The 18709-nt window shown below is 67.0% G+C and carries 18 protein-coding genes; 5 read left to right on the top strand and 13 right to left on the bottom strand.

Annotated features, from left to right (window positions below):
- Window positions 1-20 precede the first annotated feature (20 nt).
- The 10 genes from GGR11_RS14000 to GGR11_RS13955 all read right to left on the bottom strand — a co-directional run bounded on the left by GGR11_RS14000 (window position 21) and on the right by GGR11_RS13955 (window position 10876).
- Window positions 21-533, bottom strand: coding sequence for a helix-turn-helix domain-containing protein (locus GGR11_RS14000; protein ID WP_183197966.1), 513 nt, complete (start codon window positions 531-533; stop codon window positions 21-23).
- A 555-nt stretch (window positions 534-1088) separates the two neighbouring features.
- Entirely contained in the window at window positions 1089-2576 is a 1488-nt protein-coding gene (locus GGR11_RS13995; protein WP_183197964.1) for a serine hydrolase, read from the bottom strand.
- 114 nt (window positions 2577-2690) lie between these two features.
- Entirely contained in the window at window positions 2691-4151 is a 1461-nt protein-coding gene (locus GGR11_RS13990) for a M56 family metallopeptidase (RefSeq protein WP_183197962.1), read from the bottom strand.
- Entirely contained in the window at window positions 4148-4519 is a 372-nt protein-coding gene (locus GGR11_RS13985) for a BlaI/MecI/CopY family transcriptional regulator (RefSeq protein ID WP_183197959.1), read from the bottom strand. Before GGR11_RS13985 ends, GGR11_RS13990 begins: the two co-directional genes overlap by 4 nt.
- Before the next feature lie 142 nt (window positions 4520-4661).
- Complete coding sequence (locus GGR11_RS13980; RefSeq protein ID WP_246331902.1) at window positions 4662-5102, bottom strand: hypothetical protein; 441 nt, start codon at window positions 5100-5102, stop codon at window positions 4662-4664.
- Between the two features lie 93 nt (window positions 5103-5195).
- Window positions 5196-5621 (bottom strand): DUF6491 family protein, encoded by a 426-nt coding sequence (locus GGR11_RS13975; RefSeq protein WP_183197956.1) that lies wholly within the window; start codon window positions 5619-5621, stop codon window positions 5196-5198.
- A gap of 66 nt (window positions 5622-5687) precedes the next feature.
- Window positions 5688-7460 (bottom strand): tRNA (5-methylaminomethyl-2-thiouridine)(34)-methyltransferase MnmC2, encoded by a 1773-nt coding sequence (gene mnmC2 / locus GGR11_RS13970; protein ID WP_183197954.1) that lies wholly within the window; start codon window positions 7458-7460, stop codon window positions 5688-5690.
- 82 nt (window positions 7461-7542) lie between these two features.
- Window positions 7543-7872: a hypothetical protein gene (locus tag GGR11_RS13965; RefSeq protein WP_183197952.1), complete on the bottom strand. Its 330-nt coding sequence runs from the start codon at window positions 7870-7872 to the stop codon at window positions 7543-7545.
- A 149-nt stretch (window positions 7873-8021) separates the two neighbouring features.
- Window positions 8022-8888 carry a flagellar motor stator protein MotA gene (gene motA, locus GGR11_RS13960; protein ID WP_183197950.1) on the bottom strand — a complete coding sequence of 289 codons (867 nt, stop codon included), beginning with the start codon at window positions 8886-8888 and terminating at the stop codon, window positions 8022-8024.
- An 86-nt stretch (window positions 8889-8974) separates the two neighbouring features.
- Window positions 8975-10876: a long-chain-acyl-CoA synthetase gene (locus tag GGR11_RS13955; protein WP_281380251.1), complete on the bottom strand. Its 1902-nt coding sequence runs from the start codon at window positions 10874-10876 to the stop codon at window positions 8975-8977.
- Between the two features lie 220 nt (window positions 10877-11096).
- Here GGR11_RS13955 and GGR11_RS13950 point away from each other — a divergent pair, with 220 nt between their 5' ends.
- Window positions 11097-11666 (top strand): hypothetical protein, encoded by a 570-nt coding sequence (locus tag GGR11_RS13950; RefSeq protein ID WP_183197947.1) that lies wholly within the window; start codon window positions 11097-11099, stop codon window positions 11664-11666.
- 53 nt (window positions 11667-11719) lie between these two features.
- Here GGR11_RS13950 and GGR11_RS13945 read toward each other — a convergent pair whose 3' ends face one another.
- Window positions 11720-12271, bottom strand: a complete 552-nt coding sequence (locus GGR11_RS13945; protein WP_183197945.1) for a lipocalin family protein — start codon at window positions 12269-12271, stop codon at window positions 11720-11722.
- A 171-nt stretch (window positions 12272-12442) separates the two neighbouring features.
- Here GGR11_RS13945 and cysD point away from each other — a divergent pair, with 171 nt between their 5' ends.
- Both cysD and cysN read left to right on the top strand, forming a co-directional pair.
- A complete protein-coding gene (gene cysD, locus GGR11_RS13940; protein ID WP_183197943.1) occupies window positions 12443-13399 on the top strand; it encodes a sulfate adenylyltransferase subunit CysD in 957 nt (318 codons plus the stop codon).
- Window positions 13399-15312: a sulfate adenylyltransferase subunit CysN gene (cysN, locus tag GGR11_RS13935; RefSeq protein ID WP_183197941.1), complete on the top strand. Its 1914-nt coding sequence runs from the start codon at window positions 13399-13401 to the stop codon at window positions 15310-15312. The genes cysD and cysN overlap by 1 nt, the downstream gene beginning before the upstream one ends.
- 18 nt (window positions 15313-15330) lie before the next feature.
- Here cysN and GGR11_RS13930 read toward each other — a convergent pair whose 3' ends face one another.
- Together GGR11_RS13930 and GGR11_RS13925 are read right to left on the bottom strand one after the other, a co-directional pair.
- Window positions 15331-16308, bottom strand: coding sequence for an SDR family NAD(P)-dependent oxidoreductase (locus GGR11_RS13930; RefSeq protein ID WP_183198479.1), 978 nt, complete (start codon window positions 16306-16308; stop codon window positions 15331-15333).
- Window positions 16305-17621 carry a UDP-glucose dehydrogenase family protein gene (locus tag GGR11_RS13925; RefSeq protein ID WP_183197939.1) on the bottom strand — a complete coding sequence of 439 codons (1317 nt, stop codon included), beginning with the start codon at window positions 17619-17621 and terminating at the stop codon, window positions 16305-16307. The genes GGR11_RS13930 and GGR11_RS13925 overlap by 4 nt, the downstream gene beginning before the upstream one ends.
- A gap of 207 nt (window positions 17622-17828) precedes the next feature.
- On the opposite strand from GGR11_RS13925, the gene GGR11_RS13920 reads away from it, so the two are divergent.
- Window positions 17829-18473, top strand: a complete 645-nt coding sequence (locus GGR11_RS13920; protein WP_183197937.1) for a glutathione S-transferase — start codon at window positions 17829-17831, stop codon at window positions 18471-18473.
- Between the two features lie 95 nt (window positions 18474-18568).
- Window positions 18569-18709: a hypothetical protein gene (locus GGR11_RS13915; protein ID WP_154725362.1), complete on the top strand. Its 141-nt coding sequence runs from the start codon at window positions 18569-18571 to the stop codon at window positions 18707-18709.

Genomic DNA, 18709 nt, shown 5'->3' with positions numbered 1-18709 from the left:
TCTGGCGTGATCCAGGTAGCTTACCGCCGCGCCTTCCCCCGCGATCTGGACGACCACCTGGCGGATGTCGGTCTGGGCGAACGGGATGAGACGCGCCGGGGTCCCGGCGCCGCCATCTGGTCGTCGGCTTTCGGCGGCGCGAAATCTTTTAATGGGTTCATAAGGTATTGTCGGTCACCGGTGACCGGTTTTCGTGTCGCTGATGTCCGGTTTTCCGGCGCCTCGGCCGCTTCGTCGGGCAGGGTCGCGCGGCAGATATTGGTTCGGCCGCGTCCCTTGCGGACCTCGATCTCGAGATAGTTTACGGTCTTCAACTCTTCGAGCAGGCGTCGCAGCTGCCGAGGGCTGACGCCCAGGCTGGTGGCCATGCTCTCCTGGCCGCGCCAGGCGCCGCCCTCGCAGGGGTTCAGGTCGTGGAGGATGAAGCCGGCGACGGCCTTGGCCTGAAGGCTGATCTTGGGATCGCTGGCGATCCGCTGATGCCAGGCCAGTTTTTCGGCGACAAAGTTTTCAGGATCGAGGCGGCGGCTCATAGGCGCGCCTCCGACGTTGCGGCCGTGCAGGGGAGGGGGTAGAATCCCTGCGGCCTTGAGTGTTGTGCCAAGCCCGTTCGAACCCCGCCGAGCGCTGCAACGCTGGCGGACTGTGTTTCAGGCTTGTTCGAATGCGACATGCCGGATGGGCCGCGATGGCGCGCCGGGTGATGGAGCCTAGTTCCCAGTACAGGAAGCTGAGAACGCCTTATCGCCGCGATAAGGCCGGAGGGCGTTCATGAATTTCGACCCGAAACGGATCGGAAGAAGCCCGTGGTCACCATACGGTCACCAAGCCGGCGGCAATCGCGAGCGATTTCCAACCTGCCCAGGAGCTTAGCCGAATCCGGCGCGGCGGTCGTCTGCGAAGGTTGCAAATGCGCCAGAAGCGGAGTCTGTCCTGCTCAACCTCCTCTTAGCGAACGTCGGGTTTTGGACTGTCAGCCGATGTCTGCATTCGGCGCGTTCGCGACATCAACAGTGTCCCAACTCAGGAAACGCCTTTGCCCTCGAACGAGCGAGGGCGTCGGGTCGCGTTAAAAGCCTCATTGACCGTCAGCGGTTATCGGGATCTGGTGCGATGCCAAACCCCGCTATGCGTCCGCTGGGAGCCAGTGCGGCCGTGAGAAGCCTGGAATCGCCGTCAGGCCCGATCCGATAGCTGTAGCGCCCGCTCCCGTCCGGACGATCGATCTTGCTCACCAGCGACATCGGAGCCGCCGTCCAGCCTTTGGGCAGCGCTGCGGCGACGTCGCGTCCGAGCGCGCTGTCGGGCGTGTAACCCGCGCCAACGGCGAAGTCGTCCGTCAGGTCATCGCCGCGCGCGGCTTTTTCCAGGAATCGGCGCAGCCGCAGAACCCGCTCCGGATCGTCTTCCAGGACAGGGGTGGGGGCGGGCATGAGGTCGCTGTCCACCAAGCCCGCAACCACGCGAGCGATCAGGTCCGGCCGCGCGTTTCCGGAATCGAGGTTGGCGAAGACCACAAGCGTCAAGCTGTCGTCGGGGAAGCGGACCATGGTGGAGGTGAAACCCTGCCAGGCGCCGTTGTGCGAGATGCGACGGTGGCCCTTGAAGGTGTTTATCCGCCACCCCAAACCGTAGCCCTGCGGGTTCGGCTTGCCATCCGCCAGCAGCACCGGCGTCCACAGGCGCTGCATCGATCTGGGAGAGAGAAGACTGCCCGCATCAAGGGCGCGCTCCCAGCGGCCCATGTCTTCGATCGTGGTGTAGATGGTCCCGTCCGCCGTCGCGTTGAACGTCGGCGAAACCCACGCCTGATTGCGCAGCACGCCGCCCTGGATCTCATAGCCTGACGCACGTTTCGGGATGATGTCCGTGTCAGAGATCACTCGCGTGCGCGTCATGCCCAAAGGTTTGAAGAAGGCCTCCTGGAGATAGTCACCGTAGACCTGCCCGGTGATGCGGTGGATCAGGATCCCCAGCAGCACATAGTTGGCGTTGTTGTAACTCCAATCCTCTCCCGCCTTGAAGGCGACCGGAAGGGCGGCGATGGCGGCGGCGAGTGCATCTTCCGTGAAGTCGCGCCGATAGTCGAAGGCGCCGCCCGGACCCGTCAGTTCGGGGCTGTCGTAGGCGCCGATGCCCGAAGTATGGGACAGCAGGTGCTCGATTCTGACGCCCGCCCAGCCCGGGGGCGCCTCCGGGAAGTAAAGGCTGACGGGATCGTCCAGCTTCAACTTGCCATCCTCCGCCAGTTTCAGGATGGCCGTGGCGACGAACTGCTTGGCGAGAGACCCCGTCTGCATCACGGTGTCCGGGCCGGCGGGAGCTCCCCATTCCAAGTCTGCAAAGCCGTACCCCTTCAGATAAAGCGGTCGGCCGTGGCTGTAGACGCCGACCGCAACCCCGGGGATTCTCTGGCGACGCATCTCTCGCTCGACGTAGTCGTCGATCGCGCGTCGAGCGCTGGGCGCGAGCGCCGCGACCGGGGATTCGCTGGCCTGTGGCGGCGCAAGCGCCGCGGCCGTGACGGGCGCGGCGCACAGCACCCCGATCACAACGCTCAACTCGATCAACCGCACGCCACACCTCCGCTACAAATGTAACGTTACGTTTGTAGCGTTTCGACGTCGGGGTCAAGCTACGGCGACGGGCCGTCGAACGCACGCGTTTGCAACCAGCAGGTCGGACGGGGTCTAGAGGTTCGCCGTCGCCGCGCGGTTCGCCGCCACCGCAGCACGGGACGCCTCGGCCTCAAAGCTGGCGCCTCGCGCCGCCAAGTGAGATTGCGAAGCGTCGAGGCGCCGCGTCTCGGCGAGCGCCCATGCGATAGCCGCCGCCGCATGATCACGGTCGGCCGCCCCCTGCGCGCGGTCTGCAGACGCCCAGGCGACGGACGCCTTCTCCCATGCGCGGTCGGCGTCGATACGTGTTCTTTCAGCCTGTTCCAGCGCCGCCGGGTCGTCCAAAGACGACTTGGGCGCGGCGTGGTCCAGGGGCGCGAAACTCCTGGCGTCAACGCCGGCCGTCGCTGGCGAAGGTTCGACGAAGGGCTCCGGAGCGCGCAGGGCGTGATCGTCGGCTCCTGGGCTTACAGTGCGGACGATATCGACAACCTGGCGTCCCGGTCGGAGGCGGTCGGAAGTTGGCCCGATCAACGGCGTCTCCAAAACGGTTTCAAGCGGGCCGTGCGCGGCGGGGCCGATGGAAAGAACGGACGCCGCCAGCACCGCCAAGCTTCCCACCGCTCGGCGGAACCCGGATTTCGATGGCGCAATAGGCGGCGCCGCGAGGCGTTGGATGCGGGCCTTCAGACCGGACCCGGCTCCGACCAGGGCTAGGCCAGCGGAGGGCGTGCGCCCGAAATTTCCGCCCAAGTTTAGCAAGGTTCCCGCGAGACGTTTGCGGCCGACGATCTGGATCGCCGCGTCATCGGCCGCCTCTTCAGCCGCATCAACGAGCGCCGCATGAAGCCGCCAGACCAGCGGATTGAACCAGAACAGAGCCCTGAGAGCGCCCGAGAGCATGTGGAAGGCCCAGTCGCCGGCGCGCGTGTGGGCCAGTTCGTGCGCCAGGACCGAAGGCGCGCAGTCGGGCCGACCAAGGGTCACTGGGTCGATCAGAATCCAGCTCGGCGCCGCGCCCCAAGAGAGCGGGCTCTGGATCGCCGCGCTGGTCGCCAGGCGTGTCCGAGTCAGGGGCGCCAGTTGCTGGAGCGTCTCCATCCACCTCCCTCTGGTGAGCGGCGTGGCCTCGCGGGACCAGCGCGTGAGCAAACAAAGGCCCGCGATCAAGGGCGCCCCGGTCGCGGCGACGCCTAGACCGTAGAGGAGCAAAGTGGCGAGGAAGGCCGGCGACGGCGGCGACCACCTCGCCGTCAAGACCCCGTCCAGCGCGGGTGTAAGCGGCATGGCGATGGTCGCTTGCACATCCGGCTGGGTAGACGCCTTTGCGAGCGGCGGCGCCGGCCAAGCCACGCCGATGAGCGGGGGCGCAGCGGCTGTCGCCACGCAGGCCGCCAGGGCCAGGAGCGTCAAGCGGAGGACGAAAACCCGGCTGCGCGCCGCATGGCGACGCAGGTGATGCGCCAAGAGGAGACCGCCGAGGGCGATGAGCGTCGACTTCAGGGTGACGCTGAGAATGAGCGCGATTGTCATGGCTGATCGTCGTCCATCGCTTCGATCGCTGCGAGAAGGGCGGCGCGGTCTGCGGCGGTCAGCGGCTTTGAGAGGCCCAGAAGGGCTGTCGCGGCGGACGCTGCGGAGCCGGCGTAGAAGGTGTCGATGACGTCGCGCATGGCGCGCTCGGCCATGGGACGGACCTGAGGGGCAGGCCGATAGACGGCCGGTCGATCCGAGGATCTGACGACCATGCCACGTCGCTCGAGACGAGAGAGGAGGGTTCGCACGGTCGAGTCCGCCGGCTGATGGCTGAGCGCGTCGCGCATAGCCGCGCCTGTCGCCTCGCCCATGCGGCACAGGGCTTCGAAGACTTCACGTTCGCGCCGAGGCAATAACTCGAGCATGGCAATTTCCATTTCTAACCACGCTACGTTTGTAGCGTATCATGCCGCGAAAAGTTAGCGTTTATAGAAGTGTGCCTGGGTGTAAGGCCCAATCATTGGAGGCTGCGGCCCCGCAGCTACGGCCACCAGCACAGCGGGGCGCCTAGCTCCCGCGCCCGCCCGCGATGAAGGCGGCGATGGTCGGCCAGGGCGCGCCCTGGGGTCGCATGCCGTCGCAGGCGAAAGACTTGAGGGCGCCGTACACGCCGCCGGAGGGGGTGGCGTCCCACGGGGCGTCTTCGGCGATCCGTTCTGCTTCCGCGCCGTCCGGGCCGTGGACGACGGTTGCGACGGTGCGGGACTGGCCGTCCGAGCAGCGGACCGCCAACTCCTCGACCTCATGGCTCTGGTCGGCCGCGTCGCCGTGTGCTGGAACGCGGGCGAAGCGGGCCGTGGCGACGCCGTCGACCGGCGTCAGGGTGTCCTGATCGATCAGATAGACGGTCCGGTCGCTGGCCGAGAAACGGGTCCAGGTCTCGGCTGCGGCGGGCGTCGCCGCCGTCAGGGCCGCGACGCCGACAACGGTCAGTGTGGCAAAGGTCAATTTGGCGATTCCGCGCATGTCTTCCTCCCGTGAAGAAGAGGATTTGATACCCGTGATCGCCCAATTTCAAGCCGCCCCCGCGACGGCAGCGGATCAGGGTCTGGCGCGATCCGGCAGGGCGGCCACCTCTTCGGCGGTCAGCGACTTGGCGACGAAGGCCCGGCAGGTGCGGCGACCCGGATCGGCGTTCGGCACGATGATCTGGACCGGATCGCCGACGCAGACGGTGTCGGATCCGCCGAGGGTCGGCGTCACGGCGATGGACAGGGCCGAATCCAGATCCCAGCAGCCGCCGCTGGTGTTGATCTGGAACACATCGTTGCGCAGCGACCGGATGTAGAGGTTGGATTGGCGATCGGCGCGGAAGTTGCGGACATTGTCGGTGCGGAAGCAGCGGGCGGTGGTGTTTTCACCATCTGCGGCGGCGGCGACGGCCGTGGTGGCGGCGGGCGCGCAGGCGGAAAGGCCCAGGGCCGCCACCGTCGAGGCGGCGAGCGCGGCGGTCAGCAGGATACGCATCGAAGTCTCCATTGCGGGGTCAGGAACAGGGAGGGACGCCGCACATGAACACAGCCTGAAGAGTGATCAAGCCGGCCCCGGACGGTCAGGATCAATCCGTCCAAAAAGCGTTGCAGGAAGCGGCGATGGCGTACCGGCGATCAGGGCGGCGACATGTTCGCCCAGCAAGGGCGCCACGCAGAAGCCGCGTGAACCCAGACCCGACAGCAGATAAAGCCCGTCCGCTCGACGACCCGCCAGCGGCAGCCGGTCGCGTGTCGTGGCCCGGATGGCGACCCGGCGATGGCGGACGCCGGCCTCCGCCTGGGCGGCCAGATGCGGCAGGCGTGTGCGCAGCGTGTCCAGGTTCCGGGCGCTGTCGGCGTCGCGCGGCTCCGGGTTCACATCGTCGCGGTCATGGGTGGCCCCGAACAGGACGCCCGTTCCGGTCGGCGCGACATAGCCGCCCCAAGCCACGCCAGGGATCGCCGGACCCTCGACCCAGTCGGCCTGGCCCCGGACGGGCGACAGGTCGGCGTCCGTCAGCAGTCCGGCCGTTCCCCAGCCGGCCGTCACCACCACCGCGTCCGCCTGAGCCAGGATCCCGCCCTGGGCGTCGCGCAGGGTCCAGCCGTCGTCGTCGCGCTCGATTCGGGCCACGGTCGCGGCGACCAGCGGCACGGCCTTCAGCCACGCCGACAGGATGGCGGCGGCCTGGATCACGCGGGCGTCGGCCATCATCAGCCCGCCCACGGCGGTCCGCTCGCCCAGGCGGTCTGCGGCGGCCTCGGCGTCGATCACGGACATGGCCCCGTCGCGCCACAGGGGTTGGGCGGCGATCTTGGCGAATCGGGCCGGATCGCGCGCCGCCTGGGGCAGTTGCAGGACGCCCTGGCCCAGTACGGCGCCAGGGGTGGCGTCATACAGATGCCGCGCCCGTTCCAGCGCCTGGGCGTACAGGCCGGCGATGGCCGCGTCCCCGGCGTCGAGGCGTGGCGTCGCCAGTCCGGCCGGAAAGCCAGATCCGCCCGCGCCGGGCCGCACGCCCTCGATCACAACGGGCACGATCCCTGACGCGACCAGGGCGCGGGCCACGGCGGCTCCGGCGACCCCGGCGCCGACAATGGCGACGCGCGGGGTCAGGTCGGGCGTCGGGGCGCCGTCCCGCCGCGCCTCCAGCCGTTCCCGCTTGCGACCGTGGCCGGGTTTCTTCTCGACCACGAAGCCGCGTTCCGACAGGCCGCGTCGAACCGCGCCGGCGACCGTGAAGGTGGCGACTCGCGCGCCGGGGGCCGACCGGGCGGCGATCCGGTCCATCACCGTTTCGGACCACATGCCGGGGTTCAGGGCCGGCGAGAAACCGTCCAGGAACCAGGCGTCGGCCGATCCCGACCACTGGTCCAGGGCCCAGTCGACGTCGCCGACGGCGACGTCCAGCACCGCGTGGAACCCCGGCAGATCGACCCGGTGAAAGCCCGGGGTCCGCTCCGGCCAGGCCTCGATCAGGGCCAGGGCCGCCTCCGCCAGGTCGGGCCAGGCGCCCAGGGCGCGGCGCGCCTCGTCGGCGGTCAGGGGAAACCCCTCGACGGAGAAGATGTGCAGCCGCCCGTTCTCGGGCCGGGTGCGGCGCCACAGGTCCAGCAGGGCGGCGATGTTCAGCCCGGTGCCGAACCCCAACTCGGCCACGGTGAAATGGCGTCGCCCGGCCCAGGCGTCCGGCAGGCCGCAGCCTTCCAGGAAGACAGCGCGGGTCTCGGCCAGACCGTCGTCGCGTGAGAAATAGACGTCGCCGAACCGGCCGGAGCGTGGTTCGTCGTCATCGGTCCAGGTCAGGTGCGGGGCGGTGTCGTCGGTCGTCATGACGCGGCTCTAGCACCTCCACCGCCGATACGAAAAAGGGCCGCCCCCGGCGGAGCGGCCCTGTCGCGGAGAGCGGGAAGACTCAGTGGCCGGTGTCGTGGCCGGCGGCCTGGGCCGATCCGTGGTCGGTCGCCGGGGCGGCGGCTTGCCCGGCCGCTGGATCGGTCGCTGCGGGCGCGCCTTCGGGGGACGGTGCGGAGGCGGTGGCGGCGCCGGCGTCCTGAGCGGCTTCATTGGCGGCGGCGGCGGCTTCCGCAGCGGCCTGGTCGGCGGTCAGGGCGGCGTCGGCGGCGGTTCCGGCCGCTTCGACCGCGTCGCTGGCGGCTTCCTGAGCCTTTTCTTCCGGCGCCTTCTGGCACCCGGCGATGATCAGGGCGGCGGCCGAGGCGGCGATAAGGGCGGTGATGCGCATGGGACAATCCTCCGAAGGCTGTTCGCGAGGCCGAAAGCCTCGCTGGAAACGATAACGCCGCCGTGAACCTCGGGGCAAGCCGGGATCACGGCGGCGTCATGCCGCGTCTGAAACTCGTCGCGCGGCCGGACGTTCCGGCGCGCTCGACCTCAGTCGTTGCCGATATTGTTCAGCACTTCTTCCATTTCTGCGAAGGACGGCTGGGAGGCGGAGGGAATGTCGCCGCGGCCGATCTCGACCGAGATCTGGGCGGCGTTGCCGTGCAGGTGGGCGATCAGCACGGACTGGATCATCTTGTAGTAGGCTGCTTCCTCATTGATGATCGAGGTCAGGCGCGCCGCGAACGGGCCGACCAGGCCATAGGCCATGAACACGCCCATGAAGGTGCCGACCAGGGCGCCGCCGATCATGCCGCCCAGGATTTCCGGCGGCTCGGTGATCGAGCCCATGGTCTTGATGACGCCCAGCACGGCCGCGACGATGCCCAGTGCGGGCAGGGCGTCCGCCAGGTTCTGCAAGGCGTGGGCGTTGTCGAGATGCTCGTGATGATGCTTTTCGAGTTGTTTCTCCATCGCGTCCTCGACCTGGTGCGGATCCTCCAGATTCATCGTCATCATCCGGAGCGTGTCGCAGATGAAGTCGACGGCGAAATGGTCCTTCAGCACCTTGGGGTACTTCTGGAAGATGGTCGATTCCTTGGGCTTTTCGATATGGCTTTCCAGGGCGACGACGCCCTTGGATTTCATGGTCTTGGTCAGCTGGAACAGTAGGGACAGCAGGTCCTTGTAATCCTGCTTCTTCCATTTCGGTCCGGCGAAGGTCTTGCCCAGACCCGCCAACGAACCCTTGATCACCGTCATGGAGTTGGAGATCAGGAAGGCCGCGATGCCCGCGCCGCCGATCGCCATCAGTTCGTGGGGCGCGGCGTGCATGATGACCTCGAACTTGCCGCCCGAGATGGCGTAGCTGCCGAACACGAGGCCGAACAGCAGTACGATGCCGATGATCTGGAACATGGAGACGCGGTATCCTGACGCGAGAGGCGTCAAGTGATGACCGTTATTGATTAAGACGGCGTTTCGGGAAACGCCGTCTTACAATGTCACAGCCGGCCTTCACCGTTCAGAATGGCCGTCCGCGCCGCCGCCGTCAGCTTCTGATAGCCGGTCTTGCCGCCGCGCACATACAGGGCCGCCCCGGTCTTTTCCGGATCGAACCCGTCGGCCACCAGGTCGGCTTTGCGGTATTTGAAGGTGCCGGTCGTCTCGGCCGCTTCGATCAGCCGCACGAAGACCGGCTGGGCGTAGGCGGGCAGGCGGCCCTCGACGTGTTCGGCGAAGGCCTTGGGGTCGAACTTGGCGTCCGTCACCAGGGCGGCCATCCCGGCCTTGCCGTCCTGGCCGGGCACGGGGACGCCGTAGACGATGGCCTCGGACACGCCGGGGCCTTCCATCAGCACCTGCTCGACCTCGGAGGTCGAGACGTTCTCGCCCTTCCAGCGGAAGGTGTCGCCCATCCGGTCGACGAAGTAGAAATAGCCCTCGGCGTCCTGTTTCATCAGGTCGCCGGTGCGGAACCAGCGGTCGCCCTTCTTGAAGACGTCGGTCAGGATCTTCTTCTGCGAGGCGGCCTTGTCGGCATAGCCCGAGAAGTCATGGCGGATGTCGTTGCCGATCTCGCCTATGGCCTCACCGATCTCGCCGACGCGGGTCAGGCGGCACAGGCCGTCCGGGCCGCGGATCGGCTGTTCGCTGTCCACGTCGAACTGGACCAGGCGGATGTTGATCTGTTTCTTCAGATAGCTGGGCACACGGCCGATCGCGCCCTGTTTGCCGTCGAAGTTGAACAGGGAGACATTGCCCTCGGTCGAGCCGTAGAACTCCAGCACCTCGGGAATATTGAACCGGCTCTGGAATTCGGGCCAGACGTCGGCGCGCAGTCCGTTGCCGAAGGCCAGACGCAGCTTGTGCTTCTGCTCGTAGGCCTGGGGCGTGCTGTTCACCAGATAGCGGCACAACTCGCCGATATAGACGAACATGGTGGCGCCGGACGCCACCACGTCGGGCCAGAAGCTGCTGGCAGAGAACCGCTTGCGGATCACCAGGCGCGCCCCGTTCAGCAGGGCCGCGCCGACGCCGACCAGGCCGCCGGTCGAGTGATACAGCGGCAGGACGTTGAATATCCGGTCCTTGGGCGTCGAACGGGTGGCGCCGGCGAAGGCGCGCATATAGGTCCGGGCGCGCGAATGCGGAATGCGGGCCGCCTTGGGCAGGCCGGTGGTGCCGGAGGTGTAGATATACAGGGCCGTGTCGCGGTTGGTCAGGCCTTCGCGCACCGACCGGGACGGCCGCACCGAGGAGGCGCCGCGCACCGGCTTGTCCAGGCCGCGTCGGTCGCTGGATTCGTCCTCGTCGCCCAGGCCCAGGACCCACAGCATCAGGGTGTGGCCGACCAGGGGGCGGGTCGCCTCGACCTGGCGCCAGCAATCCTCGTCCGCCACCACCTGGAAGGCGTTGGAGATGGTCAGGCAGTGGGCCAGGCCCTGGCCCGTCAGATTCGTGTTGATCAGGGCAGTGGCGATGCCGACCTTGGAGAAGCCGATCCAGGCCGCCAGATATTCGACGCGATTGGTCATCATCAGGGCGATGGTGTCGCCCCGGTTCAGGCCGCGACCCTTGGCCCAGTGCGCATAGCGGTTGGCCATGGCGTCCAGGTCGCGATAAGTCAGGCTGCGGCGCTCGTCCTCGACGGCGACATTGTCGGCGAACTTGTCGACGGCTTCTTCAAAGTCGTCGCACAGCAGAATGTCGCTATCCAGCTCGATCGGCTTGATACGCTTGAGCAGACGGAACAGGCCGCGCGCGAAGCGCACGTCCCTGCGGATATTGGCTACAAAACCCATGCTCGCCGTTACTCCGGTCTTTGCGTGTTCCACCCGCGCTCGTGATGAACGAAGGGAGCCTGTTCGGTCAACCGCGAGGCGAGCAAACGCCTTAGAAACCATCGCGATCAGACAGAGCCGTGTCCCATTTGTTTCGGTGACGTCGGGGAAATCCAGAGCGGAAACGCGCATTTTCCGCCTTATTCGATCTTTCCCAACCCGTAAAAGATCTGATTTCGCCTCAGACGAGGCCATATCCGTGCTTCTTCAAGGTCATTGGCGGTTTGCCGGAACGACCTCGAAGAACGGCGTGTTTTCCTTCCGATCTCATGGAGGACACATCATGTCGATGACTTATGCAGACGCCACGACCAATACCACCGCCGTCGATGCGACGGGACGTTCATCCGACGACGTCTTCGTGCCGCGCTATGCCCAGCGTCGCGGCCGAAGCAACAAATCCGTCAAGACCTGGATGATCATCGCCCCGATCGGCGCGCTGGCGGTGATCGGCACGGCGGCGGCCCTGATGATGGGCGGCGACGAGCCGGCCGCGCCGGCGTCTTCAGCCCAGCCGCTTGCGACCCCGGCGCCGCAGATGCAGACCGCGCCGAGCGCGTTTTCGCCGGCTGAGACGCCGGTCGCCCAACCCGTTCCCGTCGAGCCGACGCTCCAGGCCGAGCCTGCCTCAGAACCCCATCGTGCTACGGCCCCATCGCGCCGGGCGGCTTCGTCGGAGGCGACCGCACAACGACCGGCGCCGAGTGTCGATACGCCAGCCGCGCCAACCGGACCGCGTCCCTACAGTGCTGCGACGGCGGACTTGAACACTGCGGCCAGCCCTGCCGCGTCCGCTCCGGCTACGGTTCAGATACAGCCGCCCCCGACTGTATCGGTCGCTCCGGTCAACTGATCCCCTCATCAATAAGAAGGCCCCGGCGAAGCCCGGGGCCTTTTGCTGTCAGTTTACCGCGTGGGCAGGGCGGGAAACTCCAGCCGACTGACGTCATAACCCAGGGCCCGCGCCCGATCCGTCAAGGCGCGCACCTCCGCCTCACTGGGAACCTCACGGGTGTAGATGAACAGCCGCTCGAAGGTCGGGTCCGCCGAAATGAACCAGCTGTAGTCGTCCGCCCGGTCCAGCACCCAGTAGTCCCAGGTCACCAGCCCATGCAGGTACCGGACCCGCAGCTTGGCGTTCATGCCGGGATCCAGAATCCGGCCGCCCCCCTCGATGGCCTTTTCCTTGCCCTCGGGCGAGCCGACCTGACAGGTGTCGCGCACATGGATACGATCTGCCTTGACCGGAGTGTAGATCGAAGCGCCGGCGACGCAGCCGTCGGTCAGCCGGTCGGGCAGGCGGGCGACCTCATGCCAGCGCCCGGACCACAGACGATCCACGTCGACGGCCTTGATCGGCTGGGGCGCACGGTATTCGGCGGGGGAGGGGGCTGTGACGCAAGCCGCCAGCGCGGCCGAGGCGACGACGGCGGCGATCAGGGATTTGACTATGGGCATTGCGACTCCAATTCGACGCCATAAAGTCGCCTACATGCGGCCCGGTTCCACCAGAGCGGCTCACGCCCCCGACGTCGGATCCGAAAATCTCACAGCGGGTGGCAGTATCAATCGCTTGCGACCCGTCGCACACTGACGTTTCACGTCAGCGTTCGATGGAGACCTGACCTGGTGGACGCCGCTATTCTGACCGAAACCCCGACCCCGTCCGCGCCGACGTCCAGTCCCGAGCGGCTGACCCATCTTCAGCGCCTGGAAGCCGAGAGCATCCACATCATGCGCGAGGTGGCGGCCGAGGCCGAGCGCCCGGTCATGCTGTATTCGATCGGCAAGGATTCGGCGGTGATGCTGCACCTGGCGCGCAAAGCCTTCTATCCCTCCACGCCGCCCTTTCCCCTGCTGCACGTCGATACGACGTGGAAGTTCCGCGCCATGTACGCGATGCGCGAACAGGCGGCGGCCGACCTGGGGGTGGAGCTTCTGGTCCATCAGAACCCCGAAGCCGTCGCGCGCGGGATCAATCCGTTCGACCACGGCTCGGCCCTGCACACGGACCTGTGGAAGACCGAGGGGCTGAAACAGGCCCTGACGCTACACGGTTTCGACGCCGCCTTCGGCGGCGCTCGCCGCGACGAGGAGAAGTCGCGGGCCAAGGAGCGGATATTCTCCTTCCGCACGGCTGAGCACCGCTGGGACCCCAAGAACCAGCGGCCCGAGCTCTGGCGGCTCTACAACACGCGCAAACGGCCGGGCGAGAGCATCCGCGTCTTCCCCATCTCCAACTGGACCGAGCTGGATGTCTGGCAATACATCCACTTGGAGCAGATCCCCATCGTGCCCCTGTATCTGGCGGCGCAGCGGCCGGTGGTCGAACGCGACGGCGCCCTGATCATGGTCGATGACGACCGGTTCCGGCTGCGTCCCGGCGAGACGCCGCAGATGAAGTCGGTCCGGTTCCGCACCCTGGGCTGCTACCCCCTGACCGGGGCGGTCGAGAGTACGGCTGCAACCCTGCCCGAGGTCATCCAGGAAATGCTGCTGACCACCACCTCCGAACGCCAGGGCCGGATGATCGACCACGACCAGTCCGCTTCGATGGAGAAGAAGAAGCAGGAGGGCTATTTCTGATGGCCCACCAGTCCGACCTGATCGCCCGCGACATCGACGCCTATCTGGACGCCCACCAGCACAAGAGCCTGCTGCGTTTCATCACCTGCGGCAGCGTGGACGACGGCAAGTCCACCCTGATCGGCCGGCTGCTCTACGACTCCAAGATGATCTTCGAGGATCAGATGGCGGCGCTGGAGGCCGACAGCCGCCGCGTGGGCACGCAAGGGGGAGACATCGACTTCGCCCTGCTGGTCGATGGCCTCGCCGCCGAGCGGGAGCAGGGCATCACCATCGACGTGGCCTATCGCTTCTTCTCGACCGAAAAGCGCAAATTCATCGTCGCCGACACGCCGGGCCACGAACAATATACCCGCAATATGGTCACGGGCGCCTCGACCGCCGATGCCGCCGTCATCCTGATCGACGCGCGTCGCGGCGTCCTGACCCAGACCCGTCGCCACGCCTATCTGGTCAGCCTGCTGGGCATTCGCCATGTGATCCTGGCGGTGAACAAGATGGACCTGATGGGCTGGTCCCAGGACGTCTTCGACACCATCGTCGCCGACTTCCGCGCCTTCGCTGGCCAGATCGGGCTTCAGGCCTTCGACGCTATCCCCATGTCCGCCCTGCGCGGCGACAATATCACCGAAGCCAGCGCCCATTCGCCCTGGTACGCCGGCCCGCCGCTGATGGGCCTGCTGGAAACGCTGGAAGTCGGCGACGATCTTCAGGCCGACCCGTTCCGCCTGCCGGTGCAATGGGTCAACCGCCCTGATCTCGACTTCCGTGGCTTCTCCGGCCAGATCGCCGCCGGGACCGTGCGCCCCGGCGATCCCGTCCGTGTCCTGCCGTCGGGCAAGACCTCGACTGTCGCCCGCATCGTCACCGCCGACGGCGATCTGGCCCAGGCCGTTGCCGGCCAGTCGATCACCCTGACGCTGGCCGACGAGATCGACGTCTCGCGCGGTGACGTCCTAGCCTCGGCCGACGCCCCGCCCGAGGCCGCCGACCAGTTCGAGGCCACCGTGGTCTGGATGGACGACGAGCCCCTGCTGCCGGGCCGCCCCTATCTACTGAAGATCGGCGCCAAGCTGGTGGGCGCCACCATCACCGAGCCCAAGCACAAGGTGAACGTCAACACCCTGGAGCAGCAGCCGGCCAAACGGCTGGAGCTGAACGAGATCGGCGTCTGCAACCTGTCGCTGGACGCTCCCGTCGCCTTCGCCCCCTATGCCGAGAACAAGGATCTGGGCGGCTTCATCCTGATCGACCGAATCACGAACCGCACGGTCGGGGCCGGCCTGCTGAACTTCGCCCTGCGCCGCGCCCATAACATCCACTGGCAGGCCCTGTCGGTGGACAAGGCCGCGCGCGCCACGATCAAGAACCAAAGGGGTCGCGTCGTCTGGCTGACCGGCCTGTCGGGCGCCGGCAAATCCACCATCGCCGACTTGGTTGAAAAGCGTCTCTACGCCGACGGCCGCCACACCTATCTGCTGGACGGCGACAATGTCCGCCACGGCCTGAACCGCGATCTGGGCTTCACCGAGGAGGACCGGGTCGAGAACATCCGCCGCGTCGCCGAGGTGTCGAAACTGATGGTGGACGCCGGCCTGATCGTCCTGGTCAGCTTCATCTCCCCCTTCCGCGCCGAGCGCCGCCTGGCGCGCGACCTGCTGGGGCCGGGCGAGTTTGTCGAGGTCTATGTCGACACCCCGCTGGCCGTCGCCGAGCAGCGCGACGTCAAGGGCCTGTATAAGAAGGCCCGCGCCGGCGAACTGAAGAACTTCACCGGCATCGACAGCCCCTACGAAGCCCCCGAGGCCCCCGAAATCACCGTCGACACCACCACCATGTCCCCCGAAGACGCGGCCGAACGCATCGTCGGCTGGCTCGACGGCCGTTTCTCGACCGAGGATTTCAGTATCTGATCGGGGCGGCGAGGGGGCTCACCCGTTCTCATATCCCCGCCACCATTTGACGAAGTGCGGCAGGCCCTCGGCCAGGGTGACCTTGGGTCTGTACCCCGTCAGGGCGTTCAGCTTGTCGATATTGGCATAGGTGGCCGTGACGTCGCCAGGCTGCATAGGCCGCATGATCTTCTCCGCCTCGGCGCCCAGGGCGCCTTCCAGGGTGGTGATCATCTCCATCAGACCGACGGGCGAACTGTCGCCGATGTTGTAGATCTCGTGCCCCCCCTGCGCCGGCGGATGGTCCAGCACGCCCACGATGCCGTCGACGATGTCGTCGATATAGGTGAAGTCGCGCGCCATCTTGCCTTCGCCATAGACCTCGATCGCCTCGCCGTGCGCGATCTTCCGCGTGAAGCTGAAATAGGCCATGTCGGGCCGGCCCCAGGGGCCATAGACGGTGAAGAAGCGCAGGCCCGACTGGGGGAAACCGTACAGTTTGGCGTAGCTCTGGCTCAGCAGTTCGCACGACCGTTTGGTGGCGGCGTACAGGGACACGGGATCTGTCGTCGGATCGTCTTCCCGAAAGCCCGAACCTTCCAGCGGCCGGTCGCCATAGACCGAACTGGACGAGGCGTAGACCAGGTGTTTCACGCCGTTGTGGCGCGCGGCCTCCAGCATCGACAGATGGCCCGCCAGGTTGGACCGCTCATAGGCGAAGGGGTTCTCGATCGAATAGCGAACCCCGGCCTGGGCGGCCAGGTGGACGATCCGCTCCACGCCGGCCTCCCGCACCAGGGCCAGCATCTGTTCATGGTCGGCGATGTCGGCCCGGATCATGGTGAAGCCCTCGCGGGCCTCCAGCCGGGCGGCGCGGGCCTCCTTCAGGGCCGGGTCGTAGTAGTCGTTGAAATTATCGACCCCGATCACGGTCTCGCCGCGATTCAGCAACCGTTCGGCCGTGTGCATGCCGATGAAGCCGGCCGCGCCGGTGACCAGGATCGGCGCCGCCATCAGGCGCGTCCGATGCCGGAATATCTGAAGCCGCGCTTCAGCATGTCCTCGGGGCGATAGACGTTCCGCAGATCCACCAGCACGGGCTGGTTCATCAGCAGCTTGATCCGGTCCAGGTCCAGAGCGCGGAACTGGTCCCATTCGGTGATGATGACCACCGCGTCGGCGCCTTCGACGGCGTCATAGGCGTTGGTCTTCATGGACACGCCCGGCAGCAGCTTGCCGGCTTCATGCATGCCTTCGGGGTCGAAGGCCTGAACCCGGGCGCCGGCGGCGATCAGGGCCGGGGCGATGTCCAGCGACGGGGCGTCGCGCATATCGTCGGTGTTGGGCTTGAAGGTCAGGCCCAGCAGGGCGATGGTCTTGCCCGTGACGCTGGCGCCCAGGGTCGTCTCGACCCTGCCGGCCATGGCCTTCTTGCGCGCGTCGTTCACCTCGACCGTGGTCTCGATCAGCCGCACCGGCGCGCCGTACTGCTGGGCCGTGCGGACCAGGGCGATGGTGTCCTTGGGGAAGCAGGAGCCGCCGTAGCCGGGGCCGGCGTGCAGGAATTTGGACCCGATCCGCTTGTCCAGGCCGATGCCGCGCGCGACCTGCTGCACATCGGCGCCCACGGCCTCGCACAGGTCCGCCATCTCGTTGATGAAGGTGATCTTCATCGCCAGGAAGGCGTTGGCCGCATATTTGATCAGCTCGGACGTGCGTCGGCCGACGAACAGCAGGGGGCTCTCGTTCAGGTTCAGCGGACGATAGAGCTCGCTCATCACCTCTTTGGCGCGCGGCGCCGTCTCGCCGTCGTTGACGCCGATCACGACGCGGTCGGGGCGTTTGAAGTCGCCGATGGCGGCGCCTTCGCGCAGGAACTCCGGATTGGACACGACGGCGAAGTCGGCGTTCGGATTGACCCGGCGGATGATGGCCTCGACCTCGTCGCCGGTGCCGACCGGCACCGTGGACTTGGTCACCACGACGGTGAAGCCGTCGATCAGGCCGGCGATCTCCTCGGCCGCCGCATAGACATAGCTCAGGTCCGCATGGCCGTCGCCGCGGCGGGTCGGGGTGCCGACGGCGATGAAGACCGCGTCGGCGTTGCGGATGGCCTCGGCGCCCTCCAGCGTGAAGAACAGCCGGCCTTCCTTGACGTTGGCGGCCACCAGATCGTCCAGGCCGGGTTCGAAGATCGGGATCTCGCCCCGCTCCAGCCGTTCGATCTTCGACGGGTCCTTGTCGATGCAGGTCACGACATGGCCGAAGTCGGCGAAACAGGCTCCAGACACCAGGCCCACATAGCCTGTGCCGATCATTGCGACGCGCATCTAGAAAATCCCGTTCATCGTTGTGCAGCCTTAGAATCCGGCACGTTTCAACGCAACGGCGCGGGTGGCGCATGCGTCGGTCCAGTGTCGGCGCTCCGTATATACGGCCGGGCTTTCTGGCGGGTCAGGCCGGATGCATAAATTCGCCGGATAGGGCAAAACGCCATCCCATCGAACACCGCCTGCGAATCGAGCGAAGGACGCGACATGGAACTGATCATCGGCCCCCGGACCTATTCGACCTGGTCGCTGCGCGGCTGGCTGATCCTGAAGCGCACCGGCGCGGACTTCGGCGTCATCGACGTGCGCTACGAGACCGAGGCGCAGAAGGCGGCGCTGCGGGAGGTCTCCCCGTCCGGATTCGTGCCCGTGCTGCGGGTGGACGGCGAGATGATCTGGGACACCCTGGCCATCGGCGAATGGGCGGCCGAGCATTATCCGCAGGCGCGAATGTGGCCTGCCGATCCCGTTGTCCGCGCCCTGGCCCGGTCGGCGACGGCCGAGATGCATTCCGGCTTTTCCGCCCTTCGGACCTTCTGCGGCACGGGGCCCAACCGGCCGATGGTCGGCGACTCCCGGTTCGAGACCCCGTCCGACCCGGCGCTGGACCGGGATCTGGCGCGGATCGTCGCCCTGTTTCGGCAGATGCGGGGCCGGTTCGGCGCGGACGGTCCTTGGCTGTTCGGCGACTGGTCGATCGCCGACGCCTTCTTCACTCCGGTCGCGGCGCGTGTCCGCCATTTCCAGATCGATCTGGCCGACCACGGCGACGACGGCGTCGCCTCCGCCTATGTCCAGAGCCTGCTGGCTCACCCGGACTTCCGTCTGTGGGAGACGGAGGCTCTGACTTAAAAGCCGGGAAACCAAGCTTTCGCACCGGGTGTTAAGGCGACGTCGTTATCCCGGATGCGAACGCGGATCGCGCGTCTCGCCGGGGAGAAAGACCGATGCCGACCCGCTTAGTCGTGGCGAAACAGGGGGCGGAGGTCCCGGTTCAGGCCCGCCCGCTCAATCCCGTCATGGCCTATGTGCTGGCCGCCGTCGTCGGCGCCGCCTTCTGGGCGATGTTGCTCACCGCCCTGTTCTGA

The sequence above is a fragment of the Brevundimonas mediterranea genome (assembly GCF_014196125.1).
Classification (GTDB): domain Bacteria; phylum Pseudomonadota; class Alphaproteobacteria; order Caulobacterales; family Caulobacteraceae; genus Brevundimonas; species Brevundimonas mediterranea.
Note: the sequence above shows the minus strand (reverse complement) of the source record. Positions and strands in the feature narration are given on the sequence as shown.